27 protein-coding genes and 1 riboswitch are annotated in these 26,924 nt (G+C 37.5%); of the genes, 24 read left to right on the top strand and 3 right to left on the bottom strand.

The window, feature by feature from the left end; all coding sequences use genetic code 11:
- Window positions 1-16: 16 nt before the first annotated feature.
- Window positions 17-1,126 (top strand): aminopeptidase, encoded by a 1,110-nt coding sequence (locus RRY75_RS04850; protein WP_332492138.1) that lies wholly within the window; start codon window positions 17-19, stop codon window positions 1,124-1,126.
- 121 nt (window positions 1,127-1,247) lie between these two features.
- On the opposite strand, the gene RRY75_RS14215 is transcribed toward RRY75_RS04850, so the two are convergent.
- A complete protein-coding gene (locus RRY75_RS14215) occupies window positions 1,248-1,349 on the bottom strand; it encodes a sodium/glutamate symporter (RefSeq protein WP_334309873.1) in 102 nt (33 codons plus the stop codon).
- Window positions 1,350-1,474: 125 nt separating this feature from the next.
- Entirely contained in the window at window positions 1,475-3,313 is a 1,839-nt protein-coding gene (locus tag RRY75_RS04840) for a glycoside hydrolase family 20 zincin-like fold domain-containing protein (protein WP_332492134.1), read from the bottom strand.
- Window positions 3,314-3,565: 252 nt separating this feature from the next.
- Between RRY75_RS04840 and cysK the strand changes: the two genes are divergently transcribed.
- From cysK to RRY75_RS04795, 9 genes are all read left to right on the top strand, one after another.
- Window positions 3,566-4,492, top strand: a complete 927-nt coding sequence (cysK, locus tag RRY75_RS04835; protein WP_332492132.1) for a cysteine synthase A — start codon at window positions 3,566-3,568, stop codon at window positions 4,490-4,492.
- A 216-nt stretch (window positions 4,493-4,708) separates the two neighbouring features.
- Window positions 4,709-4,948: a hypothetical protein gene (locus tag RRY75_RS04830; protein WP_332492130.1), complete on the top strand. Its 240-nt coding sequence runs from the start codon at window positions 4,709-4,711 to the stop codon at window positions 4,946-4,948.
- Window positions 4,949-5,043: 95 nt separating this feature from the next.
- Window positions 5,044-5,544 (top strand): hypothetical protein, encoded by a 501-nt coding sequence (locus RRY75_RS04825; protein WP_332492128.1) that lies wholly within the window; start codon window positions 5,044-5,046, stop codon window positions 5,542-5,544.
- Between the two features lie 22 nt (window positions 5,545-5,566).
- Window positions 5,567-5,761: a YwbE family protein gene (locus RRY75_RS04820; RefSeq protein WP_332492126.1), complete on the top strand. Its 195-nt coding sequence runs from the start codon at window positions 5,567-5,569 to the stop codon at window positions 5,759-5,761.
- Window positions 5,762-6,010: 249 nt separating this feature from the next.
- Window positions 6,011-6,697, top strand: coding sequence for a response regulator transcription factor (locus tag RRY75_RS04815; RefSeq protein ID WP_332492124.1), 687 nt, complete (start codon window positions 6,011-6,013; stop codon window positions 6,695-6,697).
- Window positions 6,690-7,733, top strand: a complete 1,044-nt coding sequence (locus RRY75_RS04810) for a HAMP domain-containing sensor histidine kinase (protein ID WP_332492122.1) — start codon at window positions 6,690-6,692, stop codon at window positions 7,731-7,733. Before RRY75_RS04815 ends, RRY75_RS04810 begins: the two co-directional genes overlap by 8 nt.
- A 90-nt stretch (window positions 7,734-7,823) precedes the next feature.
- Window positions 7,824-8,141 (top strand): hypothetical protein, encoded by a 318-nt coding sequence (locus tag RRY75_RS04805; RefSeq protein WP_332492120.1) that lies wholly within the window; start codon window positions 7,824-7,826, stop codon window positions 8,139-8,141.
- A 177-nt stretch (window positions 8,142-8,318) separates the two neighbouring features.
- Window positions 8,319-8,561: a hypothetical protein gene (locus tag RRY75_RS04800; protein ID WP_332492118.1), complete on the top strand. Its 243-nt coding sequence runs from the start codon at window positions 8,319-8,321 to the stop codon at window positions 8,559-8,561.
- Between the two features lie 215 nt (window positions 8,562-8,776).
- Window positions 8,777-10,426 (top strand): Na/Pi cotransporter family protein, encoded by a 1,650-nt coding sequence (locus tag RRY75_RS04795; RefSeq protein ID WP_332492116.1) that lies wholly within the window; start codon window positions 8,777-8,779, stop codon window positions 10,424-10,426.
- Window positions 10,427-10,432: 6 nt separating this feature from the next.
- Here the strand turns inward: RRY75_RS04795 and RRY75_RS04790 are convergent, their stop codons facing one another.
- Window positions 10,433-11,299 carry an AraC family transcriptional regulator gene (locus RRY75_RS04790; RefSeq protein WP_332492114.1) on the bottom strand — a complete coding sequence of 289 codons (867 nt, stop codon included), beginning with the start codon at window positions 11,297-11,299 and terminating at the stop codon, window positions 10,433-10,435.
- 161 nt (window positions 11,300-11,460) lie between these two features.
- Here RRY75_RS04790 and RRY75_RS04785 point away from each other — a divergent pair, with 161 nt between their 5' ends.
- From RRY75_RS04785 to RRY75_RS04720, 14 genes are all read left to right on the top strand, one after another.
- Window positions 11,461-13,758, top strand: a complete 2,298-nt coding sequence (locus tag RRY75_RS04785) for a glycoside hydrolase family 2 protein (protein ID WP_332527219.1) — start codon at window positions 11,461-11,463, stop codon at window positions 13,756-13,758.
- Window positions 13,759-14,003: 245 nt separating this feature from the next.
- Window positions 14,004-14,507 carry a peptidylprolyl isomerase gene (locus tag RRY75_RS04780; RefSeq protein ID WP_334309710.1) on the top strand — a complete coding sequence of 168 codons (504 nt, stop codon included), beginning with the start codon at window positions 14,004-14,006 and terminating at the stop codon, window positions 14,505-14,507.
- Window positions 14,508-14,642: 135 nt separating this feature from the next.
- Window positions 14,643-14,687: riboswitch (PreQ1 riboswitch) on the top strand.
- A gap of 94 nt (window positions 14,688-14,781) precedes the next feature.
- Window positions 14,782-15,750: a nucleoside hydrolase gene (locus tag RRY75_RS04775; RefSeq protein ID WP_332715837.1), complete on the top strand. Its 969-nt coding sequence runs from the start codon at window positions 14,782-14,784 to the stop codon at window positions 15,748-15,750.
- A 1-nt stretch (window position 15,751) separates the two neighbouring features.
- Window positions 15,752-16,315 carry a hypothetical protein gene (locus RRY75_RS04770; RefSeq protein ID WP_332492108.1) on the top strand — a complete coding sequence of 188 codons (564 nt, stop codon included), beginning with the start codon at window positions 15,752-15,754 and terminating at the stop codon, window positions 16,313-16,315.
- A gap of 10 nt (window positions 16,316-16,325) precedes the next feature.
- Complete coding sequence (locus tag RRY75_RS04765) at window positions 16,326-17,015, top strand: hypothetical protein (protein ID WP_332527221.1); 690 nt, start codon at window positions 16,326-16,328, stop codon at window positions 17,013-17,015.
- 199 nt (window positions 17,016-17,214) lie between these two features.
- Complete coding sequence (locus tag RRY75_RS04760) at window positions 17,215-17,889, top strand: response regulator transcription factor (RefSeq protein ID WP_332492105.1); 675 nt, start codon at window positions 17,215-17,217, stop codon at window positions 17,887-17,889.
- On the top strand, window positions 17,847-18,908 hold the full coding sequence (locus RRY75_RS04755; protein ID WP_332492103.1) for a sensor histidine kinase: 1,062 nt from the start codon (window positions 17,847-17,849) through the stop codon (window positions 18,906-18,908). Before RRY75_RS04760 ends, RRY75_RS04755 begins: the two co-directional genes overlap by 43 nt.
- 92 nt (window positions 18,909-19,000) lie before the next feature.
- A complete protein-coding gene (locus RRY75_RS04750; RefSeq protein ID WP_332715834.1) occupies window positions 19,001-19,765 on the top strand; it encodes an ABC transporter ATP-binding protein in 765 nt (254 codons plus the stop codon).
- Window positions 19,752-21,707 carry an FtsX-like permease family protein gene (locus tag RRY75_RS04745; RefSeq protein ID WP_332492099.1) on the top strand — a complete coding sequence of 652 codons (1,956 nt, stop codon included), beginning with the start codon at window positions 19,752-19,754 and terminating at the stop codon, window positions 21,705-21,707. Before RRY75_RS04750 ends, RRY75_RS04745 begins: the two co-directional genes overlap by 14 nt.
- A gap of 181 nt (window positions 21,708-21,888) precedes the next feature.
- Window positions 21,889-22,965 carry an ABC transporter ATP-binding protein gene (locus tag RRY75_RS04740; RefSeq protein ID WP_332492098.1) on the top strand — a complete coding sequence of 359 codons (1,077 nt, stop codon included), beginning with the start codon at window positions 21,889-21,891 and terminating at the stop codon, window positions 22,963-22,965.
- Window positions 22,962-24,248: an ABC transporter substrate-binding protein gene (locus RRY75_RS04735; protein ID WP_332492096.1), complete on the top strand. Its 1,287-nt coding sequence runs from the start codon at window positions 22,962-22,964 to the stop codon at window positions 24,246-24,248. Before RRY75_RS04740 ends, RRY75_RS04735 begins: the two co-directional genes overlap by 4 nt.
- Window positions 24,238-25,113, top strand: coding sequence for a carbohydrate ABC transporter permease (locus tag RRY75_RS04730; RefSeq protein WP_332527223.1), 876 nt, complete (start codon window positions 24,238-24,240; stop codon window positions 25,111-25,113). The genes RRY75_RS04735 and RRY75_RS04730 overlap by 11 nt, the downstream gene beginning before the upstream one ends.
- Window positions 25,106-25,933 (top strand): carbohydrate ABC transporter permease, encoded by an 828-nt coding sequence (locus RRY75_RS04725; RefSeq protein WP_332527224.1) that lies wholly within the window; start codon window positions 25,106-25,108, stop codon window positions 25,931-25,933. The genes RRY75_RS04730 and RRY75_RS04725 overlap by 8 nt, the downstream gene beginning before the upstream one ends.
- Window positions 25,933-26,856, top strand: coding sequence for a prenyltransferase (locus tag RRY75_RS04720; protein ID WP_332527225.1), 924 nt, complete (start codon window positions 25,933-25,935; stop codon window positions 26,854-26,856). Before RRY75_RS04725 ends, RRY75_RS04720 begins: the two co-directional genes overlap by 1 nt.
- Window positions 26,857-26,924: the final 68 nt, after the last annotated feature.

Here is a 26,924-nt window from a genome sequence, read left to right as displayed (position 1 = left end):
AAATTAGGAGGCAGAAATGAGAGACCAGAGAATAACAAAACTTGCACAAAATTTAATTCAGTATTCCGTTCAATTACAACCGGGAGAAAAGCTTTTAATTGACCTTCCCAATGGTGGAGATGAGATTGCTACAGCACTTGTAGAAGAGGCCTACCGCGTAGGAGGGATTCCTTTTATAAATTATGAATCAGAAGTTGTGCGTAAAGCCCTGCTTCTTGGTGCAACAAAGGAACAGTATGAATATCAGCTCAAGTATGATTTAGAGCGTATGAAAGATATGGATGCTTATATTGCAGTAAGAAAAGTAGATAACCTTTATCAGATGTCAGATGTACCAGCAGATAAGATGAAAATTTATACAGAATATAGTGGACCATTGCATGCAAAGGAACGTTGCCAAAATACAAAATGGTGTATTTTAGCCTATCCAAGTAATAGTTTTGCACAGATGGCGCATATGAGTACACAAGCTTTTGAAGACTATTACTTTGATGTATGCGCTCTAGACTATGGCAAGTTCCATGAACTTATGGAACCTTTAAAAGAGCTTATGGCACGTACGGATCAAGTGCACATTAAAGCACCAGGGACAGACCTTGCATTTTCTATTAAAGGTTGTTGGACAAGTATTTGTAGTGGCAGATGGAACATTCCTGACGGCGAAGTAGGTATGGCTGGCATTGTAACAGAATCTGTAAATGGAACCATTGCTTACAACATCCCATCTCATTATCAAGGGACTATCTTTACAGATGTTAAGTTTACTTTTAAAGAGGGTAAAATTGTAGAAGCTGTAAGTAATGAGACAGAAAAACTTAATGCTATTTTAGATACAGATGAAGGTTCTCGTTATATTTGCGAGTTCTCACTTGGAACGAACCCATTTATGGAGCAATCTATTTATAATACACTTTTTGATGAGAAAATGATTGGAACGATACACTTTACACCAGGTCATAACTCCTCTATTCACTGGGATCTTATCCAATCTCACAAACCACAAGATGGTGGTGGAGAAATTTGGTTTGATGGTGTACTTGTAAGAAAAGATGGTGAGTTCGTTTTAGAAGAACTTTTACATTTAAATCAAGCAGCACTTAAAGAAGCATTACGTGGTGAAATATAAGCTAAGGCCAATTGAAAAACGTGTTGAAGCTTATAAACAAAAAATAAGTCAACAACCTACAATAGAGACAGCAAAGTATGGAGTGGGTACAAATCCATATCGGTTGGTAAGCTCATCCATGTTAGCAATAGCATTGGGGGGTGGCACCCATACCAAAGCCACAAGTTGCAGAAGCAAAGACAACTGCGTCGTAGTTTTGGCCTAAGTAATGAGGTAGGCAAATAAGCCAACGAGTAAAACTTGTACAATCTATACTTAGTATATATAATACGCCGAGGAGTATACGGATTTTGGCAGAGTAAACTAAAAGAGGACTAGGAAGCGCTTCCTAGTCCTCTTTTAGTTTACTTAACCTTGAAAAACGTGGAAGGCTAAGTTTTTGTTGAAGTTCTTATCATTTGCCATATGACGCGCAAGTCTAGTAAGTTCATCTCTTAAATCTAAATAAAGCATATCTACATAGTTCCAATCAGATAGTCTATTGGTATCAAACCATACTTTTTCATGGTAATGACGTACTGTTTCAAGCTCGCAGGCAAGAGCTAAAATATCTGAGATATAAGCTTTAGCTTCTTCACGGCTTGTAGGTGGAGTAGCAGGTAAATAAGAGATTTTTTTAGCTGTAAATAAAATACGCTTTGCACTGAGGTAGAGTGCGTCTAATATAGTATTTTCTTCTACTTTAGCTTTTAAAGTTTGAATAGAAGCAATCGCTTTTTCCATCTCAGGAATAAGAAGATGTGCTTTGTCACGTGCTGCAAAAGTAATAGGCTCTAAAGCACATTTGTACATCTCATTTTTGAAAATGAAGTTATCTTCAAGTCCAAGCACGCGGTCATAGTGATAAACAGCGTTAAGAGAAGCAGCTTCTTCTTTGTTAAGACCAAGGAATACCGCATGGTAGATATGGTAGAATTCTTCGAAGGTATAGTTGGTTTCAGTTGCCCAAGCACAGTTGGCTCCAATAAGGAAACCAGGCCAGTTTAACTCACGAGAACAGTCACCACCATCTCCCCAGCTAGACATAAGCATATAGTTAGAGTTGCCGTTAGCCGCGCGAAGTAAGCCTACAGTGTTATCCCAACATACTTTCATATCACAACTAAAGCGATTCCAAGCCCAAGTTCCAGGAGATACAGTGACAGTAAGACCAATCTCATGAAGCTTTTCTACATAAGGATAACTTGCACGTGGTGCATAGTCCCAGAATACAAAGTTAACGTCATGAGGAAGTTCAAGTGCACGTTCAAGTCCTACAGCGTAGTCACCCCAAGGCGGTGCAAAGAAATCAGCATACATCATCATAGAACAGTCTCGTTTTGCAAGCTCATCATGCACCCAAGTGAAGTAGTCAATGAAAAGTTGCCCCCCCTTTTCTTTGCCATAGACTTCAGTGATAGAACAAGGCTCGTCTCCACCTACATGGATAACTCCAGGTCCAAAAGCTTCAATGACTTCATCTAAGATATTTAAGATAAGTGGTTTAACCGCAGGGTTCAGTGGATCAATAACACTTGTAGGAGTACCTTTATCATCGTGAATGGTAATAGCCTGTAAAGATTTGATGCCTGCATTTTTATCGAAGTGTCCAAGTAAGTTAATGATAGGGCGCACGCTAATATGGTAGCTTGCAGCATATTCAGTGAGGGCATGCCATTCTGTACAGGTAAGACCATCGGAATATTTACCCCAATCAGGGCAACATTTAAGTTTGAAAACATCTTCAATATAAGGCATATACACATTATATTTATAACGTGCAAGACGTCTAATAATTGTTTTGAAGTGTTCGAATGTAGATACTTGTCCACGAGAAATATCATCAGAGATGGCACGGAAGTCCATGTCGGGATGGTCTTCAATGGTTCCACAGGTAAGTTGTCCATCATTTAAACGGTCTAGTTCAGATAAAGTCGTTAAGGCATAGAAGACACCACCAAAAGTATTAGCTTCAATGGTAATCGCATCTTCAGCAATGACAAGGCGATAGCCTTCTTCATGGTCACATGCAATAGCGTTGTGTTGAATAGGACGTGCGCCAAGACCTGTATAAGAGCCTGCTTGAAGCCAATTTTCAGAAACAGATACAAAGTTTTTAAGCGCTGGTGAGAGGACGTAGTCACTGAATGTGACAGTTTCACCAGTAAGTGTTATTTTTTTGAGTTCAGGAATAATGTTATAGTTCATAAAAGCTCCTTGAATTATGTAATAAAGTAAATACTCGTTTAGTATATAGGAAATGATTTATAAAATCATTAAAAATTTGTGATTGAATATAAAATTATTTGTATTTTATTTCTAGATTGAGAAGGAACTCAATATATTTAGGATATAAAGTCAAAAGGTGACCTTGTTGTAGGAAATGATTTTACATGATAGGATTATTTTAGAGTGGTATGAACCCAATATAGGGAGGGCACAAATTAGGGAGGTAGTAGAATGGGAAAAATTTATGGAAGTATCTTAGAATTAGTAGGCAAAACACCGCTGGTAGAGCTTTCTAAACTCCAACAATTACATCAAACAAAAGCAAGAGTCATGGCTAAACTTGAATATTTTAATCCAGCTGGAAGTGTTAAAGATAGAATTGCAAAAGCTATGATAGAAGATGCCGAGGCAAAAGGGCGGCTTACGGCAGGTGCCACGATTATTGAACCTACAAGTGGGAATACAGGGATTGGTCTTGCAGCAGTAGCAGCAGCGAAGGGCTATCAAGCTATCTTTGTGATGCCAGAGACTATGAGCATTGAAAGACGCAAAATTCTTCAAGGTTATGGGGCACAAATTGTCTTAACAGAAGGGGCAAAGGGAATGAAAGGTGCTATTGAAAAGGCTCAGGAATTAGCTGCCACAACGCCAAATGCCTTTTTGGCAGGACAGTTTAACAATCCTGCCAATCCACATATACATGAGGTTACAACAGGACCTGAAATATGGGAAGACACAGACGGAAAAGTAGATCTGTTTGTAGCAGGGGTAGGAACAGGTGGAACATTATCCGGAACAGGAAAATATTTAAAAGCCCAAAATTCTAATATTAAGATTATAGCAGTAGAGCCTAAGGGGTCACCTGTTTTATCTACAGGTGTTGCAGGAGCACATAAAATTCAAGGTATTGGTGCAGGATTTGTTCCAGATGTTTTGGATACTGAGATTTATGATGCCATTGTAACTGTAGAAAATGAGGATGCTTTTAAAATGGCCAAAGAGATTGCCCAAAATGAAGGCATATTAGTTGGGATTTCCTCAGGCGCAGCACTACACGCGGCCATTGAACTTGCCAAACAGCCTGAAAACGCAGGGAAAGTCATTGTTGCATTATTACCAGATACAGGTGAAAGATACTTGTCTACAGAATTGTTTTAATAGAAAAAGAGATGTTGTAAGGGGGCAGGGCGCATACCCATGCAACATCTTTTTTTATACAGAACAGTATAATTTTAAAAGGTAATCTAATGCTTAATCTAATATTTTCAAACGAAAGAAATGCGGAGATAGCCACTTTCTATGCATAGGGACTACATTTTGTAGCCTATTTCTAGTAAAATAATATAAAAACTGCGTGTGAAGGGGAGAGGACAAATGTTTAAGAGTAAAGCCCAAAAACAAATTGAATTACAAATCAATGACTTAAAAATGTATTTGGAAAACAACTATAAGGACTTAGCCATTGAAGCCAGGAAAGAGGCTGTGCAAATGGTAGATGACTATTATAAGATGGGCAAAATTAAAGAAAAATCCTACCTAGGTTATAAGAAGACACTAGGAGAATATACAGAGCTTATGAAGGATTACAATCACCAACGATTTTATAGAAGTTAAAGCGAGCCGGCTAAAGGTACAATAAAAAAATACTTATAGGTTACATTATGTGGTAAGCTATATAAAGCATTATATAAAGGAAGAAGAGAATACTGATGACACCAATACATTTATATTGTAAAGCGAATAAAAGAAAAAGAAATGACCAAGCAGTCGGCGTATATGCTTACATTCTACAAGAAGGTACAGAATGTAAAGAAGCAATAGAACTTTTAGAAGAAGAAACCCGTGTTGCGAAGCTAGAACTTCTAGCACTTGCTACAGGATTAAAAGCTTTAGAGGATACTAAGAAATTAGATGAAAATCAAGTTGTACACCTCTATGTATCCAATGAATATATTTTAGAAGAACTTCAAAAGGGTATGCAAGACCAAGAAAATGGAAAGGCATTAAACTTTAGCAAAGGAACGGAATATACTGAGCTATGGGAAGAAGTAGAGCACCTTCTTGGACAAGGTGTGCCGTATACTGCCAATGGATTAAATAAAAAAGAACGTGGCGAAGACGATGAAATGATTAAGTCTAATATGGGCAAGCTCAATAAGCTCGCTTGTGATGAGATTAATCGCTACTTTAGAGGCAATGCACCCCAATAAAACAGAAAAATGAGGAAACATGATGGACGGAACAAAAAGAAGTTATATTAAAATAGGGATGGCTGTAAGTGTTGTCCAAAAACAAGACCAACGTAGTGGGAAATTGACAGAAGGTGTTGTAAAGAAAATCTTAACTAGCTCACCAGACCATCACCATGGTATAAAAGTGATGCTAGAAAGTGGTATTGTAGGAAGAGTCAAAGTAATAAAAGCTTAGCATATATATAGGATATAGAGGGGGATTGCAAATGGGCAATACCCCCTCTAGTTGTAGTTGAAGTTATAAAGGGCCACATAGATGCATCGAAGTGTAGAAGGTAACAAAAGTGGATGATTTAAGTTCTAGCATTTTGGGGAGTTATTTTCCTCTGAAACTTAGGCTATACTTGGAGCAGAACGAAGACGTAGTATATAAAAATAAAGTAGACGAGGTAAAGTTGAGATAGATTAGAGAAAAGGAGATTCCATGAAACCCAATAAAATATTAATAGCAGATGATGACCAAGAAATTCGAGAAATCTTAACGATTTTACTAAGTGGAGAAGGCTATGAAGTTGTTGTAGCATGTGATGGGGTAGAAGCAGTGAACAAAGCAGACGTAAGTGTGGATTTAATCATACTGGATGTGAATATGCCACAAACATCAGGCTTTATTGCAGCATCTAAGATAAGACAAACAACAGTGGTACCCATTTTATTCTTGAGTGCCCATTCACAAGAATCTGATAAAACGATGGGATTTTCTGCAGGGGGCGATGACTACATGACAAAGCCTTTTTCAAATTCAGAGTTGCTTTTAAGAGTGAAAGCTTTGCTAAGACGTTATCAGATTTATCAGCCTCAAGTAGTAAAGACATTAAACGAAATAAAGATTGGAGAACTGGTAATAAACTTAGAAGCACAGCAAGTTATGTGTGGAGATGAAAGGGTTGGACTAACCCATACAGAATATAAAATTTTAGAATTACTTATTACCCATCGTAAAAAAATATTTTCTATAGACAATATTTTCTCTAGTGTGTGGGGAGAAGATGCTGTGTGTGATAATGCTGTCATGGTACATGTGAAAAACCTTAGAAAGAAAATAGAAAAGGACAATAAAAACCCACGCTATATTAAAACAGCATGGGGGAAGGGGTATTATATTGATTAAAAAATATAAACTCTCTAAGCTTTCTTTATCGTTACTGGGACATCTCATCATGTCATTTGTTATTGGAGCATTTACCTTTGGATTTTTGAATACTACAGCTTATGCACTGGCGGAAAAGGCTGTGACAAAGGGATACTCTGAATTGAATGTAGTCTTAGAACCTAAAGTCGTGCTGATGATTGAGGAAATTTGTTTTATAGGTGCAGCAGTTGTGTTTATCGTAATTTTTTTATATTTGGTGGGACAAAAATTGATTTATATTTTGGAAATTAATGAAGCTATTCAAAAAATAGAAAAAGGGGACTTTACTTATAGGGTAGAAGTTGTAGGAGAGAATGAGCTTACTGAAGTAGCGTGTAGCCTAAATAACCTTGCACAGATGCTAGAAAATTATATAGCTAATGAAGAACAGCTGAAATCAGAACGGATGGAACTGATTCAATCCCTTTCTCATGATATTCGTACACCCCTTACAGCTATTATTTCTTATACAGAGTTTATAAAAGATAAGAAATATGAGAGTGAAGAAAAACTTGAAGGTTATACAAGTATTATCCAGAGTAAAGCTTATCAAATTAAAGAGTTGACTCAGATGCTTTTTGACTATAATAAAGAGGCTGTTGCAAAAGTTGAGGGCGAGACTTTAGATGGGAAAGTGTTAGTGGAGCAGTTACTACAAGAATATCAAGATATTTTGGAAGAAGAAGACTTTCAGGTAGAGATAGATTTAAAAGAGCTAGTAGACTTTGAGACAAGTCTTAATCCTCAAGATATGGTACGCATATTTGACAATCTTGTGTCCAACATCATTAAATATGCTACCCCTACACAAGCTATAGTATTTAAAGTAAGCCTTTTAGACCATACGTTAAGTCTTGTACAAATGAATAAGACGGATGCAGGAGGGAAGAAGGAAGTAGAAAGTTATGGCATAGGGGTAAAAAATATAAAACAACTAGCAAAAAAGTACAAAGGAACAGTTGAGCTACTAGGAGGAGAAGGTGTATATCAAATAGAGATTAAACTCTCTATTTAGGCTTCAGAATTCTTCAGAATTAAGAGGGTGAAAAATACAGAAATGCTCCTTATAATAAAAATATATTAAAACGAATTTCAGGAGGGTATTATGCAAGCATTATTAATTTTATTCGTCGCACTTGTAGTAGCATCAGGATTAGGAATCGCCTTTTTATTTCTTACAAAAAATAAAAAAGTACAAAATGGATTATTCTATTTTTTAGTAATATTAGGGATGTTCATTGCATTCATCAACGCAACAAGTTTTCCAAGTAACTATATCGTACAGGCTATAGTAGCATGGGGATTTGGGTTCTTATCTATTGTGGCCCTTATTGTAAAAATGAAGAAACTTAAAAATGAAAATATCGCCAAATATATAGTAAGTGCATCTCTTATCTTAGGACTGTTACAGTTGCTTTTCTAAAAAGTGTAGAGTCGTACAAGAAGCCAAGTCATTTAATCCTTGTTGAAAAAGGATTAAATGACTTGGCTTTTGTTTTTAAAATTAGTCATAGATTTTAAGAAACTTTATTATATATAGAGTAACAGGTTTTTATACAAGCCTTGGATAAAAATAACAAATTCTAGGGGGAAAAAGAAGATGAGCAAAGTCTATTTTTGTAGTGAGTGTAGAAGAATTTTTAGTGAAGAAAATACTTGTGATTGTGAGAAAACAAATGGTCTGCAAGAAGTCAAATTAGGCACACCTGTTAATGTAATTGGAACTAAATTAAAAGGTAAAGTATATAAGATTAAATCAGATTTGTTAGAAGTAGTCATTACAAGTAATAAAAATCGCTATATCAAACAATGCAAATTAGAAGAAGTCAGAAAGATTATATAGATAGTTGTAGGAAGGAGTAGGATGGGGTGTTGCACTAGATGAGATAAGTGTAACACCCCTTTTTATAGGCTAGGAATGCTCTGAACCTAGTCTGTGTTGCCTCCCATAAACTATAAAGAATGGAAAGAACCAAATAAAATGAGATAATTTACCTACAATATGGACATATTAATAGGATTGAAAGTCACATAAGAATGAAGTGAGGAGTAGGCACTATGAATCAAGTAAATTGGTTGAATATAGGCTTAAGTTTTGTAGGTGGACTAGGCCTTTTTCTATTTGGAATGGAGTATATGGGAGAGGGGCTACAAAAAGCAGCTGGACCTAAGATGAAAAAGTTGCTGAGCATCTTAACAAGCAATCGTTTGTTGGGTGTCTTAGTAGGTGCAGGAGTGACAGCACTTATCCAAAGTTCATCAGCAACAACGGTTATGGTGGTAGGCTTTGTGAATGCAGGGCTCATGTCCCTTACACAAGCAGTCGGGGTTATTATGGGTGCCAATGTAGGGACAACAGTGACCGCGTGGATTGTGTCCCTAGGAGAATGGACAAGCTTTTTGAAGCCTTCAGTATTGGCGCCTTTGTGTATCGCCATAGGTGTTGGACTAATTATGTTTTCTAAAAAAGAAAAAATGAAGCATACAGGCGCCATCTTATTTGGATTTGGCACACTTTTCCTAGGCCTTGACACTATGAGTGATGCAGCTAAGCCTCTTCGTGAATTAGAAGAAGTTAAGAATCTGTTTATCGTTTTAGGAAGCAACCCTATTTTAGGTATTTTGGTGGGTGCGGGTGTAACGGCTATTATTCAAAGTTCTTCTGCTTCAGTTGGGATTTTACAAGCTTTGGCATTAGCCAGTTTAGTACCTTGGAATTCAGCCATCTATATTATATTAGGGCAAAATATAGGGACTTGTATTACCGCTATTTTATCAAGTGTTGGGGCCAACTTAAATGCCAAAAGAGCCGCAGCCATTCACTTTATGTTCAATATGATAGGCTCTGTGTTGTTTGGAATTGTAGCAGTCATACTTTTTAAATTTGTAGTGCCAGAACTAGGTGCACAGATGATTGGTGTAACTCAAATTAGTGTCGTACACACAGTCTTCAATATCGTTAATACCATTTTATTGTTCCCATTTGCAGGTACACTTGTCTATTTGGCAGAACACTTAGTCAAAGGGAAGAACGAAGCAAAGACAGGGGAACTGAGACACTTGGATGAGCGTATATTTGAAACACCTGCCTTTGCTTTAGAAAATGTTATAACAGAAGTTATTCGTATGGGTGAGATGGCCAAAGTCAGTGTAGAAGTAGCCATACAAGCTTTGTTTGAAAAAAACAAGGATAAGGTGGAGCAAGTTTTTGAGACAGAAAGAGAAATTAACGCGTTTCAAAAAGGCTTGAATCACTATTTAATTAAGCTTGGGAATGTATCACTATCAGAAGATGAATCGCTAGGCATTACTAATCTTTTTCATATTATTAGTGATATTGAAAGAATAGGTGACCATGCTGACAATATTGCAGAATTGGCACAAAACTTGATTCAGGATGAAACGGTCTTTTCAGAAGAAGCAAGAAGAGAACTTTTGCTTATTACCCAAACGGGGATTAATTGTTTAGAAATGGCATTAGAGGCCTATGTAGTAGGTGATGTAGCATTAGCTAGAAAGGCAGTTGAATTAGAAGATAACGTAGATAAAATGGAGAAAAATATGCGTGCAAGTCACATTAAACGTCTTGTACAAAATGCATGTGAACCCATGGCGGGGATTGTATTTATTGATACCATCAGCAATGTGGAACGCATCTCGGACCATGCGTCCAACATTGCAGGGGTGGTACTTGACGAGAATAAGTAAAAGGATCTATTTTGGATCATTAGGGCCTATGAGGAACCACTCTGTAGGGACTTGACGCCTATACTCAGAAGGAGAAACGCTCTTATATTTTTTGAAAATCTTTGAGAATTGAAACTGATTTTGATAGCCTACTTCGGTAGCGATGGTGTAGATATCTAGATGGGTTTCAAGTAAAAGTTTACAGGCCTTGTTCATACGTAGCTCCATAAGAAATTGTTTGGGAGACTTTTGAATATAAGCTTGAAAAAGCTTGTTTAAATAAGTACGGTCAATCTTAATATAGTTGGCCACATCTTGCACCGTAATCCCAGTATGAAAGTTGTGTTCGCAGTAGAGCATAGCTTGTTCAATGTAGGTTTGTTTTTCAGCGCCAAGAGTGGATAAATCAGTTGTTTGTTCATTGTTATCTACAAGAAGGTACATGAACTCGTATAAGTTAGCAATGAGTAAAATATCGTTATTAGGTGAGCGATTAAGGTTTTGAATCATTTGGGCGAGGCATGTTTCTAGTGCTTCGCCTTTTTTATAGGTAAAAATAGGAGAAGCACTAGAGAGGTTGGCACGCTTTAAGTATTCTGGAGCTTTACTGCCTACAAAACCAACCCACATATACTCCCAAGGGTCCTTGTCATCAGATTCATAAGTAGTTATTACATCAGGTTCAATCAAAAAGCCTTGACCAGGTTTGAGCTTATAGACACGGTTATCAATTTTGAAGGTACCAGTACCTTTTAGGACATAGTGAATAATATAGTGATAGCGAGCAGTAGGCCCAATGCACATACCAGAAGGGCAGGATTCATGACCACAGGTGTATAGATTTAAATCTATGTTATAACGGTTTTTGTTTAAAAAATCAATTTTAATATCCATTGTATTTATTCATCCTTAAGTCAGTGTATATACATAATCATAAAGGATTATGAAAAAGAATACAAATGTATATGGAAATACCACAAAAAGAAATGTGCCTCTATCTAAAGATGGATTAAGATAGAAAGCAGAGAAGGCAAAACAAGCTAAGGAGTGTAGACATGACAAGAATTATTGAAAAGTTAAATAACGATTGGTCATTCCAACTAGGGGATGGAAACATACAAGCTAAAAAAGTACATTTACCACATACGGTAGACTTAACACCAGCTATTTCTAGTGGAGGTGTAAACTATCAAGGAACATGTACTTATTATAAAGAGATGATGATGTCAGAGGTATTACAAGATAAAAAAGTAATCCTTGAGTTTGATGGTGCTATGGGTGTGAGTAAACTTTTTGTAAATGGGCAACTTGCACGTGAGCATTACTGTGGATATACACCACTGGTACAAGATGTGACAGAACTTCTTAAGTGGGGAGTAATGAACGAGATTCGCGTAGAACTTGATAACTCAGATAATGAAGATGTACCACCAGGTAAACCACAACATGCACTTGACTTTACCTATGATGGAGGACTTTATAGAGAAGCCAGAATGCATATTGTAGACCCGCTCCATATTACACATGCACTTTTAGCAGAGGAAGTAGCAGGTGGCGGTATTTTTGTTTCTTACAAAGAAGTGACAAAGGAAAGTGCCATTGTACATATTAAAACACATGTGAAAAATGAATATAGGGAAGCTAAAACTTTTACTCTTACACAACAAATTGTAGATGCACAGCAAGTATGTGTGGGAACCTCTACACAAGAAGTAACTTTACAAGGGGGAGAGGCACAGCACTTTGAATGTGACATCCAAGTAGATAGACCACAGTTATGGAGTCCAGAGACACCTTATTTATATCAAGTGATTACACAGTTAAATGAGGCGGGAAAAGTATATGATGAAGTCACCACGACAATAGGGATTCGTACTTTCCAATTTACTTATGACCAAGGGATCTTATTCAACGAGGAACCTAGAAGACTTTCAGGGGCTAACTACCATGCAAGTCATGTATACATTGGAAATGCACTTCCAGAAAGTGTGTTAAGAAGAGATGCGCTTAAGTTAAGACAAGCAGGCTTTAAAAACATTCGTTCCCATTATCCTTTTGCACCAGGCTTTGTACAAGCGTGTAATGAATATGGATTAACGCTTATTGTAAGTGCTCCAGGTTGGCAATGGTTCAAAGAAGGTATCTTTGCAGAACGTGCGAAAGAAAATGTCAAAGATATGGTAAGATGGCAACGCAATAATCCAGCTATTATCATTTGGGAGCCTATGCTCAACGAAAGCTATATGTCAGAAAGCTTCAAAGTGGATTTACACAATATTGTACATGCGGAGTATCCTTATAACGATTGCTACACTGCATCAGACAATGGGCCAACAGATATTTTGTATAAAGAGTTTGACGAGAATATGTTAGACCCAGAAGGAGAGGAGTATGTTCAAGGTGACGTGGAACATGCACCAGTATGGGTAAGAGAATACAATGATAGACCAGATGACTGGGATAACCAAAGCTGTGCTTGGCGTGTGCCTCGTGGATGGGGTGAAGAAGGCATGCTTAGAGCAGTAGATCGTGCCCTCGGATTAGACCCTCAATCTCGTAGACAAAACTATATCAACATGGTCAATGATAATAAAATTTGTGGCTATGGTATATGGCCAGGAATTGAACATAATCGTGGCTACCAAGTCACACCTTGTTGGGGTGGTACGCTAGATTTATATCGTGTACCTAAATTTACTTATTACTTCTTCCAAAGTCAACAAGATATTGAAGAAGCAGGCGTAGTCCTCTTTATCGCTAACTATTGGTCAGAAATTAGTTCAGATGATGTAACAGTGTACTCCAATGCAGAACGTGTACGCCTATATCATAATGATGAATTAGTAGAAGAGATTGGAGCAGATGACTTAGCTGTGAAGCATCCACCTTTCACTTTCAAAAATATAAGAACACGTTGCAAACAGCGTGAACGTTCTATTATAAAGGTAGAAGCATTAGTAGGTGGGGAAGTTGTGGCAACACAAGTAAGAAAGTCACCAGGTGTACAAAGAAGCTTACAGCTTGAAGCAGACTTTATGGATATTCCACTTCGTGCAGATGGGTCAGACCTTGTTATGGTCTACTGCAAAGTTGTAGACGACGTAGGTAATGTCGTACCAATGACTGCAGATAAGTATCCTATTCGATTCTCAGTAGAGGGAGAAGGAGAAATTGTAGGAGATGACTCCATTGGTGCCAACCCGATTTGTCCAGAAGGTGGTATTGCAGCCGTATTTGTACGTGCAACCACAACAGCTGGAACGATTAAGGTGAAAGCTCAGATGCATTGGAAACAAAATGCACCTAGTGGCGTTAAACCAGCAGAGCTTGTATTTGAAAGTGTTGTAAAGTAACCAGTTAAAATAATTTGGCACTAAACACCTTGTCCCATAACAGGAAGAATATGCTATAATAAGGATCTAGAGATGAGCAAAGAAAAGCTAAGGAGAACGTTATGAGACAAAAGAAAAGTGTATTAGTAGCAATGATTTTATGTATGAGTTTTATGGGAGTGGGCTGTGCAAAGTCACAAGCACCAGAGACCGCTGACCCAGCAGTGACACAAGTACAGGCACTTGAAAACAATCCTATTGTAACAATGAATATCAAAGACTATGGAACAGTGACTTTAGAGCTCTATCCTAAAATAGCACCGAATACGGTAAATAACTTTGTAACTTTAGCCAATGAAGGCTTTTATGATGGACTAACTTTCCACCGTATTATTGAAGGATTTATGATTCAAGGTGGAGACCCAGAAGGAACAGGGGCAGGTAACCCAGGTTACAGTATTCCAGGTGAATTTTCTGGGAATGGCCATGAAGCCAATAACTTACCACATACAAAAGGGGTTATTTCTATGGCTAGAAGTATGATGCCTGATTCAGCAGGTAGCCAATTCTTCATTATGTCAGCAGATAGTCCACATTTAGATGGGGAATATGCAGGCTTTGGTCAAGTGACATCAGGTATTGAAATCATAGAAGCACTTGAAAAGGTGCCTACAGGTGCACAAGATAAGCCAGTAGAAGCTGTAGTGATTGAAAGTGTAACCGTAGATACAAATGGAGAAACTGTACCACCTGTTGTAAAGGTGAACTAATTACAGTCTATTCATTAAGTGATAAGCCGATTTTATGGGATTTCCCCTTTAAGGGAAGTACATAAAATCGGCTTTTTATGAGTTGAAATACACCGCTAAACATGCTACTATAGCAAAGTAAATCTAGTGGATACACTAGGACTGGTTCGAGAACCTCCCAGTATAAAAAACTAAGGTAAACATATAGTGGCAGTATATTGTTAGACCTTTGCATGATTTGTAATCAAATCATGTGGTTCTCCTTAAAAATTTAATCACTTAAGGAGGAAGTAGTATGGAAAGAAGAAAGGTAATTATTGATTGTGATCCAGGTATTGATGATGCGTTAGCACTATTGCTCGCGATAAAGTCAGAAGAACTTGAGGTTGTGGGCATCACCGTTTGTAGTGGGAATGTACCTGTTAGAATGGGTGCTAAAAATGCACTCAAAGTCTTAGCACTTTGTGGAAAGACAGATATCCCTGTGTATGTGGGAGAGGAAGTGCCTCTCGTGCGAGAACTTGTGACCGCACAAGATACGCATGGAGAAGATGGATTAGGTGAAAGGTTCTATGAAGTTTTGGAGGAATCCAAAATTCTAGAAGGTGGTGTGCAGTATATTGTAGAGACTTTAAGAAGTCAAGATAAGGTATCTATTATTGCGCTAGGTCCACTGACCAATATTGCAAAGGCATTAATGGAAGATCGGGAGGCATTTGCCTACTTGGATGAGTTTATTTCCATGGGAGGTGCTTATAGGATTCATGGCAATTGCTCACCTGTTGCAGAGTTTAACTACTGGGTAGACCCCCATGCAGCAGACTATGTCTATCAACATTTACCACGTCCAGTCCATATGATTGGACTAGATGTAACAAGAAAAATTGTATTAACACCTAACTTAATAGAGTTCATCAATCGTTTAGATGCAGAACTTGCAACATTTATCACAGAGATTACAAGATTCTACATTGATTTTCACTGGGAACAAGAGGGGATCATTGGTTGTGTCATTAATGACCCATTGGCAGTAGCCTACTTTATGGATAGGAGCTTGTGTCAAGGTTTTGAAAGTTATGTAGAAGTTGTAACAGAAGGCATTGCTATGGGGCAGTCTATTGTAGACAGCGTAGATTTTTATAAAAAGCCAAACAATGCCATCATTAATGTAGATGTAGATGCTAAACAATTTATGAGTCTATTCTTAAAAAAGTTATTTGTAGGTTATGAAAACCTTATAGACTCAATAATAGGAGGACTATAAGATGAAGCAAAAAGTCGATGTGAGAACAATTACTTTAGTAGGATTTGGAATAGCGTTAAACATTGTAGGGGCATTTGTAGCGCTAACGTTAAGGCTACCTATTTATCTAGATTCCATAGGAACCATTATGGTAGCTTGTCTACTAGGGCCTAAGTATGCAATATTGACAGGGCTTGGTGGAAGTGTGGTAAGTGGTGTCACCTTTGACATTTACTCCTTATACTTTGCGCCTGTACAGATTACAACAGGGCTACTAGCAGGATGGATGTTCCAAAAAGGCTGGTTAAAAGGAAAGAGAATGCCAATAGGTGTACTTTTATTTACCTTACCAACCTCGCTGATCAGTGCTATAATAGCAGCAGCTGTATTTGGAGGGGTGACTTCTTCTGGTTCATCCTATATTGTACAGGTGCTCAGTGTTGTAGGTGTGCCGACAGTAGTCAGTGTATTTATTGTACAAGTCTTAACAGACTATGTAGATAAGTACATAGCAGTCTTATTGGTCCTTACAACGATTAAGCTACTTCCACATCCTATGAAAAAATCACAAGACCGAAGCTTATAGAGGAGATTATATGGAACGCTATAGTGAAATAACCAACAAAAATCAAAGAGAAATTGTCCTTTTGAAAGGATTTCCTTGTAAATGGGGAAAATGTAGTTTTTGTGACTACATTCTAGATAACGATACAGCAGAAGAAGAGATGAATCGCTTAAACGAAGAAGTACTTGCCAAGATTTCTGGTAAATACAAAGTGTTAGAAGTGATTAACTCAGGAAGCTGCTTTGAGCTTACACAAGGAACACTAGAACGTATTCGAGAGGTAATCAGGGAAAAAGGTATTCAAAAACTTTTTTTAGAAAGTCATTGGTGTTATAAAAATAGATTACAAGAAATGAGAGACTTTTTTGGGATTCCCATTGTCTTTAAAATAGGTGTAGAAACTTTTGACTATGCCTTTAGAAATGAAGTACTTAAGAAAAATGCCAAATTTAAAGATTATACAGAGCTTAAGCAGTACTTTGAATCCCCATGTATGATGGTAGGGATTGTAGGACAGACTAAAGAAATGATTGCAAAAGATATGGCGATTGTAGAAGACCATTTTGACTACGCAACCATTAATGTGTTTGTTAACAATACAACTCAGGTTAAGCGGGATGAAGACTTAGTACAATGGTTTGTGAAGCAGTATAGCTATTTGGATAAAAATCCTAAGATTGAGGTACTGTATAACAATACAGACTTTGGTGTAGGGGACTGATAAAATTTTAAAGGGACTGTAAAACTAGAGATTTTATACTAGTTGAGCAGTCCCTTTGTTACTTATTAAAATGAATCATCTTTTTACAAAGTAGTTATACATTTTGATGTAGCTCCTTTGATTTTTTCAAAAAATATAGTTAAACTAATCATAAAGTAAATAGAAATGATAGAGAAAGAGTAGATAAGGAGTTGAGAAAATGTATAAACTTTATATTGTGGAAGATGATGAAGCCCTTGCAAGTGAGGTGAATAGGGCATTGAGTAGATGGGGTTTTTTGTGTAGTGTCGCTAAAAATTTTGAAGAGATTGCACAAGAGGTGGCGAAGGTAAAGCCTCATGCCATTTTGATGGATATTAATATTCCTACATTTGATGGTTTTTATTGGTGCAAAGAGATTAGAGCATTGTCTAAGGTGCCTATTATTTTTATCTCATCTAGAGAAAGTCATATGGATGTGATTATGGCCATGAACAATGGGGGTGATGACTATATTCAAAAACCTTTTGAAATGAGTGTTTTAGTAGCAAAGCTCCAAGCAATGATGCGACGTACTTATGAATACGGTGTAGAAGAAGATACTCTTTTAGAATGCAGAGGACTTATCCTCAACCTCCAGAATACAACACTGACCTATAAGCAAAAAGAGATGGAACTAACTAAAAATGAATTTAAGATTTTAAAACTCCTTATAGAAAAGCAAGGTAAGATTGTATCGAGGCAAACTTTGATGAAGAAGTTGTGGGATGACGAAGTATATGTCAATGAGAATACACTGACTGTCAATGTCAATAGACTAAGACAAAAGTTAGATGAGCTAGGTTGTAGTGAATGGATTACAACAAAGAAGGGAATGGGGTATGGAATCTTATGACAATAGGAGACTATTTGAGGCTAAACAAACGATGGTTTTTGCATAATGGATGTCTTTTAATCTTGGTTAACCTAGTCTTAGTTGCAAGTAGCCCTCTAGATTATAAATGGGTAGATTTACTCTACTTTAATATCCTGTTTTTATGTATGCAAATAGGACTAGTAGTATGGGACTTTAGAAAGACACGTCAAAACTTTTGGGAAGTCCAAGAGGCTTTAGAAGAAGAGGTACCTTTAAAGGCACTTCAATTTGCAGAGGAGAACTACTATACCTACCTGTTGCAAGGTATAATTATAAAACTTAACAAACAACAAGAAGTAGCCCTCTTAGACTATGAGGCAAGAGCAGACCAAATGGAAGAATATACAACAGAATGGGTGCATGACATTAAGGTGAAGGTGGCAGTATGTGACTTAGTGCTAGAAGACTTGGAGGAGGAAGAAGTTGCAGAGCGATTGTCTTTACCTATAGAACAAATGAAGTTTATGGTGAATCAGCTTCTGTACATTACACGCGCCAATCATTATAGTCAGGACTTACACATTGAACAAGTAGATGTGAAAGAAGTGATTAAAGGGAAAATTAAAGAAAATGCACCATTCTTTATCCGTAAAAATATTGCTATTGAAAATCAAATAGAGACATGTAGTTGTATAAGTGACAAGAAATGGTTGGAATATATAGTTGGACAAGTTTTAAACAATGCAAGTAAATACACACACAAAGCAGGCAAAGTACTCATTTATACGATAGAAGATGAAGAGGGAATCCACTTACATGTTAGAGATAATGGAGTAGGTGTGCCTAAAGAGGAGCTAGGCAGATTGTTTGAAAAGGGCTTTACAGGCACCAATGGGCGGCAAACAACCAAGTCTACAGGGATGGGGTTGTATTATGCCAAGAAGATGGCAAATGTCCTGAGTGTGGGACTTAGGGTGGAGTCCGTACAAAATGAATATACAGATGTTATTTTAAGCTTTTATAAATTGGAAGATTACTTCAATGTGACAAAGATGTAATAAATGAGCATGAATTGTAACCTAAAGCGATAGCACCCTTTGATAAGGTGATTCATAATGAAGCTATATTCAATGTAATGGAGGAAACAAGCATGCAACCAATAATAGAAGTAACAAAGCTTATTAAGGAATATGGACAAAAAGGTAGTGTTTATAGGGCACTTAAAGGTATAGATTTGAAGGTGGAAAAAGGTGAATTTATAGGCATCATGGGGCCATCTGGATCAGGGAAGACAACACTTTTGAATATCCTCTCGACTATAGACAATGCCACATCTGGACAAGTTAAAATAGAAGGAAAAGATGTAACGGCTATTAAGACGAAAGATATTGCGGAGTTTAGAAGATCTTTAATAGGATTTGTTTTTCAGGACTTTAATCTTTTAGACAATATGACAATTCGTGATAATATTGCATTACCATTGACTTTAAATAATGCGAAGGCGAGTATTATTTTAGAAAAGACGGAAGAACTCACTAAGAAACTTGGCATCTATGAACAGCTAGACAAATATCCTTATCAACTCTCAGGTGGACAAAAGCAGCGTGCGGCCATATGTCGTGCCCTTGTGGGGAATCCGAAAGTGGTTTTTGCAGACGAGCCAACAGGTGCACTAGACTCTAGGGCAGCAACGGAACTACTAGAATGCTTTAAGAAGGTGAAGGCAGAGTTTGGAACAACACTAGTAATGGTGACACATGATGCGGCAGTAGCCAGCTACTGCGATCGCGTATTGTTTTTAAAAGATGGTACAATTAGTGGACAGATGGAAAGTGGCGGCGATACAAGTACTTTCTACCAAAAAATCTTAAACATGCTTGCAATGATGGGAGGTAAAGGTCATGAGCGTCATTAAGCTTTCTTGTCAATTTCTAAGAAATAATATGAGAAATTATAAGTTTTATTTATTGGTCATCACAGTGACTGTAGCTATTTTTTACAATTTCTTAGCACTAGCCTATAACCCAAGTGTTGCAAGCTTGGCAGATACCTATATGTATGCCCAAATAGCAGCTGTATTGTGTATGAACATCTTGTTTTTAGTGGTGATTTTCTTCATGTGGCACTCCAATCACTTTTTCTTTAAGCAAAGAGAAAAAGAAACGGGGCTCTATATGCTTATGGGAGTACCTACAAGCAAAATAGGCAAAGTTTTTGCAGTAGAAAGTGTAGTGCTTGGGTTATTGGCTTTTGCTATAGGTCTGCCGCTAGGAATATTGACTTCCAAACTCTTTTTTATGCTATTAGCTAAAGCGATGGTCATTGAAGTGGTCTTACCTTTTGCGATACCTGTAGCAGCTATTCGTGATTTGGTTCTTGTTTTTGCCAGCCTCTTTTTGATTATGGGCTTTTATAACTATAGAGCTGTATGCAAAAGTCGATTAATAGACCTTATTCAAGGTGCAAAAAGGGAACAACAAGTACCAAAGCTGAAATATATGCGTGGTATAATCGGTATTTTACTTATTGCAGTTGGTTATTTTTTAAGTCTAAAGGGGCAAGGTCTAGGTATCAACCTGATGAGTGTAGCCATTATTGTATTATGGTTTGTATGTATTGGAACGTACTTTTTCTTCGGTAGCTTTCTAAGTATTGTACTAAGTAGGTTGATTGCACATAAAAAGCTGATTTATAAAGGAGAGCGCTTAATAAGTTTAAGCAATACACTCTTTAGATTGCAAAACAATTATAAGAACTTAGCCATGACGACTATATTATGTGCAGCTACGGTGACTGCTTTTACAACAAGCCTAGCAGTGAAGACTTATGCAGATCATAACCTTCTTATAGAAGTTCCTTACTCTTTGAACTACTTAGGGCGTGAACTTAAAACTAAGAAGCAGGTTCAACAAATCATTCAATCCTCACCTCATCAAATACTCGGACAGGTGGAAACGGAATTCTTACTTCTAGATAAGCAAGGTCATATTATGGACTTAAATGAGCTAGATGATGTAGCAGTTCAAAAGGTTATAGCAGACAAAAACTATGGATATATGATAACGAGTGTAGGTCAGATTCAAAAGATATTAGAGTGTATAGACTACCCTCAAAAAGATAAGCTTTTAAAGCAGCTGGCATGTGAAAGTGGGGAAATGACACTTATGCTATCGCCGGGAATAATAGGAAGTACCATCTCTTCTATAGGTGAAGTAAGAACGATCCAAGGCAAAAGTTATAAGATTAAAAATGAAAGCAAAGTACCTTTTATAGGGAATATAGGGCCACTTTCAAATACTTTCGGTTATGTTTTAAATGATGTAGACTATATGAAAGTGAAAGGGGAACAGCAAGGGATTATCAACAATGGAATCAATATTTCAGATCAAGAAGAGTGTTTGCCCCTATTAACCCAACTAGTAGGTACAGTACCAGGTGGAGAGAGCAATTTGAACAACTATATGGGCCATTACTTATATAAATATAAACTCGTAGGGAGCTTTTATTTCCTAGGATTAATCATTTCTATTGTGTTTATGTTAGCGACCTTTAGTACGCTTTATTTTAAAGTATTGAGTGATGCCTTTTCCGATAGGCAACAATATACCATGTTGAAAAAAATCGGAATGACCGAGCAAGAAATCTTAAAGTCTATTTATATGCAAATAGGAATTGCCTTTGTGCTCCCGGCAGTAGTTGGGGCATGTCATGCCTTTATGGCAAATCAAGTATTTGAGAAATTTGTAAAAGGAAATTACTTGATGGACTACTTGACGGCACTAGGTTTATTTATAGCTTTAATGATAGTCTATTATATTGGCATGAGTAAAAAGTACTTTAGACTAATTTTTGATTAAGTAGGGAAGCATGTAAAAGTTTATAGACAAGATAGTAAAGAGGTGCTAGAGGTGCCTCTTTTTGCACAGGTATAGTTTTTGCTAAATAGTAGACACTAAACAGGATAATTCCCTTAAATTGACAGAGCTTGCAAATCTATATATAATAGGTTGGTTATAAAAATAACAGGGGGTGAAGCAAGTGGAAAATGTTTTATTCCAAAATGTTTCAAAGCAGTATGCGGGCAATACCCAATATGCTTTGAAAGATTTTAACTTACACATAAAAGCTGGAGAGCTTATTGTTATTGTAGGCCCAAGTGGCAGTGGTAAGTCTACTTTGCTAGAACTTATTTGTGGTTTTGAGGCTTTAACCGAGGGGGATATCTTAATAGATGGGAAATCTATCAAAGATAAACTTCCTAAAGAACGAGATGTGGCTATGGTGTTTCAAAACTATGCTTTACTGCCTCACTTAAATGTTTACGAGAACATTGCCTTTGGGATGCGCATTCGTAAAGTGTCTAAAGCGCGTATTAAGGAGAAGGTGGAGTGGGCAGCCAATATGTTGGAGCTTACACCTTATTTGAAGGTCAAGCCTAAGAAACTTTCCGGTGGGCAGAGGCAGCGGGTGGCACTGGCACGGGCTATGGTGAGAGAACCAAAACTTTTCTTAATGGATGAACCACTTTCTAATTTAGATGCTAAACTTAGAGACAATATGGTACAGGAGATACAAGCTTTGCATGAAGCACTTCATGGCACGATGCTGTATGTTACCCATGACCAAGTTGAGGCCATGACTATTGCAGACCGTATGGTCATTTTAAATGAAGGACAAGTACAACAAATTGGTACACCTAGGGAGGTCTATGGGCAACCTCGAAATTTATTTGTTGCAAAGTTTATTGGTAGACCCACTCTAAATCTTTTTGTATGTCAAGCCACAAGAGGTGGTATACTTTTAGAAGAGGAGATAGAGATTCCAGTGGAGGACACCTATTTAGAAGAAGGCAAATCTTATGTATTGGGTATCCGAAGTGAACATATACAATGTGTAGAAGAAAATGCCCATTTGGAGGCAGTTATTCAAAAGATTGAGTACCTAGGGAGTGAGTCTTTACTTCAGCTTAAATATAAAAGTTGTAAGTTTACAGTCAAAGATTATAACACAAGTACTTTTAAGGTAGGTGACCTGATAAAGGTAAGATTTAATGTAGCGCAGGCACACTATTTTGATTCAGAAACTCAACAAACGATAACGGAGGCTATAAAATGAAAAAATGGATGGTAATATTACCACTTATTCCAGTGGCACTTACAGGATGTGCCGGAAATGGAACACCAGCACCAGGAACAAACGGTGAAGCAGCAGCCATTGGTGGTACATTAAAAGTTGTAACTGGTCGTACAGATGCAGACGCACTTTTTGCAGAAATTGAGGAAGAGTTCAAAGCACTTTATCCAAATGTGACAGATATTGTGTGGGAGTCTTCAGCTGACTACAACAACTACATTACAACACGTATGAATACAACAGATTATGGCGATGTACTTTTTGTTCCCTTTAGTATATCAGGTGAACCTGAAATGTATCCAAACTACTTCGAACCTCTTGGCACAGTAGATGAACTTGGAAAAGCTTACATCGATGTAACAGAAGCAGATTATGAGGGGATTGCTTATGGTCTTCCAACTGCGATTAACTCTTTAGGTATTATTTATAATGAAGAAGTATTTGAAGCAGCAGGGATTACAGCTTTCCCTACAACGATGGAAGAGCTTTTAGTAGCGTGTAAACAAATTCAAGAGAAGACAGATACGATTCCTTTCTTTACAAACTATGAAAAAGGGCTTGCAACATGGGGCGGTACCCTTTCATCCTTTGGCGGAGAAAACTATAAAGCAGAAATGTTAGAAAAAGGTACAGCTTTTGAAGTAGGTCAACCTATTAGACAAGTGATGGACCTCTTCTATGCCCTTGCAAGTAATGGATTTATAGAAAAAGACCCTGTAACACTTGACTTTGCACAAGGGAAACAAATGATTGCAGATGGCAAAATTGCTATGATGATGAAAGGTTCTCAAGATGCTAAAGCCATTGATGAACTTTCAGAAGCAAGTGACATTGAGATTGCGCCACTTCCTGTAAAATGGAATGACAAAACAAGTATTGCTTTTGGTGCGCCAGAAGTAGTAGGGATCAATGTAAATAGTACAAACAAAGCTACAGCACGTGCCTTTGTAGACTTTCTCATTTCTGATGAAAGTGACTATGCAGATGACTTAGGCGGTATGTCTCCATCAAGAGCAGACTTATCACCAGAAGAACAAGCCTTATTTGCAAATAACAACATTGTTTTAACTGCACCTCCAGTGACAGCAGAAGTTGAAACACTTTACTCAAGTATTGCCAACGAAGTAGGCGTAGCAAGGCTTACAGAGGTGTTACAACAAGTGATTAATATGGGGCTTTACAAAGACCAATATGGCACCTATGAAGAATATGTAGCAAGCCTTGAAGCAAGTTGGGCAAAAGCTGTGGCGGAATATGCTAAGTAATCAAACTAAAAAAGAAAGTTGGCTGATAAGCTGCTTTCTTTTTTGTCCTTTACTTTTAGTTTTTACTTTTGGGATTTATCCCATTTTAGCATTATTTGAGTATAGCTTTACTTCTTGGAACGGCCTTTCACCTACTAAAACTTATGTAGGCTTTGCAAACTATATCAAAATTCTTACAGATCCTAGCTACTTTAGGGTCTTTTTAAATAGTATGGTTTATTTTGTTTCAGGCATTGTACAAATTGTGATTGCCTTATTCTTTGCCATTTTACTTTCTAGTAAGATGCGTGGAAGAAACTTTTTTAAAGCTTCTTTTGTTTTTCCTTCACTCATTAGTGGAATGGCGGTAGCCATGCTTTTTCGCTTGTTTTTTAGTCCAGGTGGAGGCTTTGATAGTCTTTTAACAGTGCTAGGACTCGGTGACCATACAAGATACTGGCTCGGTGACCCTAGAATGGTGAATTATACACTCGGGGCGATCTCTGTGTGGCGTCATACAGGGAAGAGCTTCATTCTCTACTTTGGTGCCATTCAATGTATACCGCCTGAGCACTATCGCTTAGCAGATATAGAGGGGGCGTCTTGGTGGCAAAAGGTGAGGATGATTATCCTACCAGGAATAAGCATTGTACTTAAAATTAATTTTATGTTCCTCACCATAGGTGCGATTTCAGCTTTTGAGTTGCCGCTTATTTTAACCAATGGGTCTAATGGGACGACGACTTTTCTGTTACAGACTATGAAGACAGCGTTTGAGAAGAAAATGTTTGGACGAGCTGCTAGTATGGCGGTCATTGTAAGTGTAGTTATTTTAGTGATTACAGCACTCCAAAATAAACTTTACAAGGGGGTAGAAGATGATTAAAAAAGTAGCCATCAATACTTTAAAGTACGGGAGCTTGCTGCTTTGGAGTTTTGTCATATTCTTTCCACTGATTACTTTGTTTTTTGGAAGCTTCAAGACTTACAACGAGTTTACTAATACATCGGGATTGGTGCCTCCAGTGAATTTTTTTAACTTTGAAAATTACAAACGGGCTTTTGTAGAAGGTAAAATGCTCATGGGATTTGTAAATACTTTTATCTTGATTTTATTAGGCGTAGGTGGAAGTATTCTACTTGGGTCTATGGTAGCTTATGTCATCAATCGTTTTGACTTTAAGTTTAAGAAGATGATTCTCTTTGCCTACTTATTGGTTTCTATTGTCCCATTAGAAATCACACAAGTAGGTACCTTCAAGTTGATCCATAAGCTTGGACTATACAATTCCTTGTGGGCACCTACAATTATTTATTTAGGGGCAGATGTCCTAATGGTTTATATTTATCTTCAAGCATTGGATAAAGTCCCTAAAGAATTAGATAAGGCGGCATTGCTAGAGGGAGCTTCGTATCTGCAAATTTATAGAAAAGTTATTTTTCCTCTTTTAAAGCCGGCTACAGCTACAATTGCCCTTTTAAAAATGATTGCCATATACAACGACTTTTACATCCCCTATCTCTATATGCCAGGGGAGAAGTTGAATACGGTGTCTACAACGATTTATCGTTTTGTGGGGCCAAATCAAACAGAATGGCATGTGATTAGTGCAGCCATTATCATGAGTATGATTCCAATGCTCATCTTATTTTTTATATTACAGAAATATATTTATCAAGGCATTACAGCAGGGAGTATACGATAATGAAAGATTTTTTTAAGCGTTCTTACACCGTTATGGAAGTGAGAACAGGATTTGCAACAGGCTTACCTATTTTAAGCGGTGGACTTTTTGGGGCTTACTTAAGTGGAGGCCTTAAACTTTGGCCTTTGATTTTCTTCTTTATAAGTGGTTTTAGTTTTAATATTGTGGCTAATGTAGCCAATGAAATACGTGGTTATCTTAAGGCAGAAGAGGACGAGGCTACCTTTACTTGGCACAAAGGAAGTGAAGGACTTGTACGAGGAGAGGCTACCTTAAAAGATGCATGGATTGTCCTAGCAGGCTTTTTCATACTTGCAAGTGCAAGTGGACTGATGGTCGTCCTCTTAACAAAGAGTTTATTGGTGCTCATGATGGGACTACTTGGAGCAGTGGCGGCGCTGACCTACTCACTAGGGCCAAAGCCTTACATTGTATATCCTATTGGAGAAGCGGTGTCAGGTTTTTTAGTAGGAGGTGTGAGTAGTTGGATTTCTACTTACTTACAAGTAGGTGCAATCACAACAGAAGGCTTTCTATACGCAGTGATTCCGATGATGATGACTGTGTTTTTAATGTCTACCAACAACACCTCAGACTATGAGAAGGACAAGGGGTCTAGAACCACCTTACCTCATGTGATTGGATTTAGAAATTCCATTAAGTTGATTATCCCAGAAGCCGTTGTGATGGTGCTGAGTTGGATAGCCCTTTACTTTGTAGATGGCATCACTTGGTGGATGCTCTTAAGTGGGCTTCTTGTGTTTGTAGAATTTGGCTATAGACGTTGGTACAAGGACTATTACAAGATTCAAGAAGTGTACCCAGCAATGGGAAGAGAATGGGGGCCAAGGCCGTTGTTACTTATTTACAGCTTCAACTTGATACTTGGTGTAGCATTTCTCATAGGACTATTGTTTAAGTAGAGGGTGCTACTTTACTGATAGATTTCTATGAATTATGTCAGGAATCTAGGGATGAGCGAGGTGCGTAT

This window comes from Niameybacter sp. (assembly GCF_036655075.1).
Classification (GTDB): Bacteria; Bacillota; Clostridia; order Lachnospirales; family Cellulosilyticaceae; genus Holtiella.
This window is presented reverse-complemented; position numbering and strand designations above follow the sequence as displayed.

Bases quoted from the DNA above. Each gene is read 5' to 3' on its own strand.
- RRY75_RS04760 (WP_332492105.1), top strand. From the start codon at position 17,215: ATGTATAAACTTTATATTGTGGAAGATGATGAAGCCCTTGCAAGTGAG.
- RRY75_RS04765 (WP_332527221.1), top strand. From the start codon at position 16,326: ATGGAACGCTATAGTGAAATAACCAACAAAAATCAAAGAGAAATTGTC.
- RRY75_RS04785 (WP_332527219.1), top strand. From the start codon at position 11,461: ATGACAAGAATTATTGAAAAGTTAAATAACGATTGGTCATTCCAACTA.
- RRY75_RS04755 (WP_332492103.1), top strand. From the start codon at position 17,847: ATGGATTACAACAAAGAAGGGAATGGGGTATGGAATCTTATGACAATA.
- RRY75_RS04745 (WP_332492099.1), top strand. From the start codon at position 19,752: ATGAGCGTCATTAAGCTTTCTTGTCAATTTCTAAGAAATAATATGAGA.
- RRY75_RS04770 (WP_332492108.1), top strand. From the start codon at position 15,752: ATGAAGCAAAAAGTCGATGTGAGAACAATTACTTTAGTAGGATTTGGA.
- RRY75_RS04790 (WP_332492114.1), bottom strand. From the start codon at position 11,299: ATGGATATTAAAATTGATTTTTTAAACAAAAACCGTTATAACATAGAT.
- RRY75_RS04730 (WP_332527223.1), top strand. From the start codon at position 24,238: ATGCTAAGTAATCAAACTAAAAAAGAAAGTTGGCTGATAAGCTGCTTT.
- RRY75_RS04735 (WP_332492096.1), top strand. From the start codon at position 22,962: ATGAAAAAATGGATGGTAATATTACCACTTATTCCAGTGGCACTTACA.
- RRY75_RS04775 (WP_332715837.1), top strand. From the start codon at position 14,782: ATGGAAAGAAGAAAGGTAATTATTGATTGTGATCCAGGTATTGATGAT.
- RRY75_RS04830 (WP_332492130.1), top strand. From the start codon at position 4,709: ATGTTTAAGAGTAAAGCCCAAAAACAAATTGAATTACAAATCAATGAC.
- RRY75_RS04800 (WP_332492118.1), top strand. From the start codon at position 8,319: ATGAGCAAAGTCTATTTTTGTAGTGAGTGTAGAAGAATTTTTAGTGAA.
- RRY75_RS04720 (WP_332527225.1), top strand. From the start codon at position 25,933: ATGAAAGATTTTTTTAAGCGTTCTTACACCGTTATGGAAGTGAGAACA.
- cysK (WP_332492132.1), top strand. From the start codon at position 3,566: ATGGGAAAAATTTATGGAAGTATCTTAGAATTAGTAGGCAAAACACCG.
- RRY75_RS04805 (WP_332492120.1), top strand. From the start codon at position 7,824: ATGCAAGCATTATTAATTTTATTCGTCGCACTTGTAGTAGCATCAGGA.
- RRY75_RS04750 (WP_332715834.1), top strand. From the start codon at position 19,001: ATGCAACCAATAATAGAAGTAACAAAGCTTATTAAGGAATATGGACAA.
- RRY75_RS04815 (WP_332492124.1), top strand. From the start codon at position 6,011: ATGAAACCCAATAAAATATTAATAGCAGATGATGACCAAGAAATTCGA.
- RRY75_RS04820 (WP_332492126.1), top strand. From the start codon at position 5,567: ATGGACGGAACAAAAAGAAGTTATATTAAAATAGGGATGGCTGTAAGT.
- RRY75_RS04780 (WP_334309710.1), top strand. From the start codon at position 14,004: ATGAATATCAAAGACTATGGAACAGTGACTTTAGAGCTCTATCCTAAA.
- RRY75_RS04840 (WP_332492134.1), bottom strand. From the start codon at position 3,313: ATGAACTATAACATTATTCCTGAACTCAAAAAAATAACACTTACTGGT.
- RRY75_RS04850 (WP_332492138.1), top strand. From the start codon at position 17: ATGAGAGACCAGAGAATAACAAAACTTGCACAAAATTTAATTCAGTAT.
- RRY75_RS04795 (WP_332492116.1), top strand. From the start codon at position 8,777: ATGAATCAAGTAAATTGGTTGAATATAGGCTTAAGTTTTGTAGGTGGA.
- RRY75_RS04825 (WP_332492128.1), top strand. From the start codon at position 5,044: ATGACACCAATACATTTATATTGTAAAGCGAATAAAAGAAAAAGAAAT.
- RRY75_RS04725 (WP_332527224.1), top strand. From the start codon at position 25,106: ATGATTAAAAAAGTAGCCATCAATACTTTAAAGTACGGGAGCTTGCTG.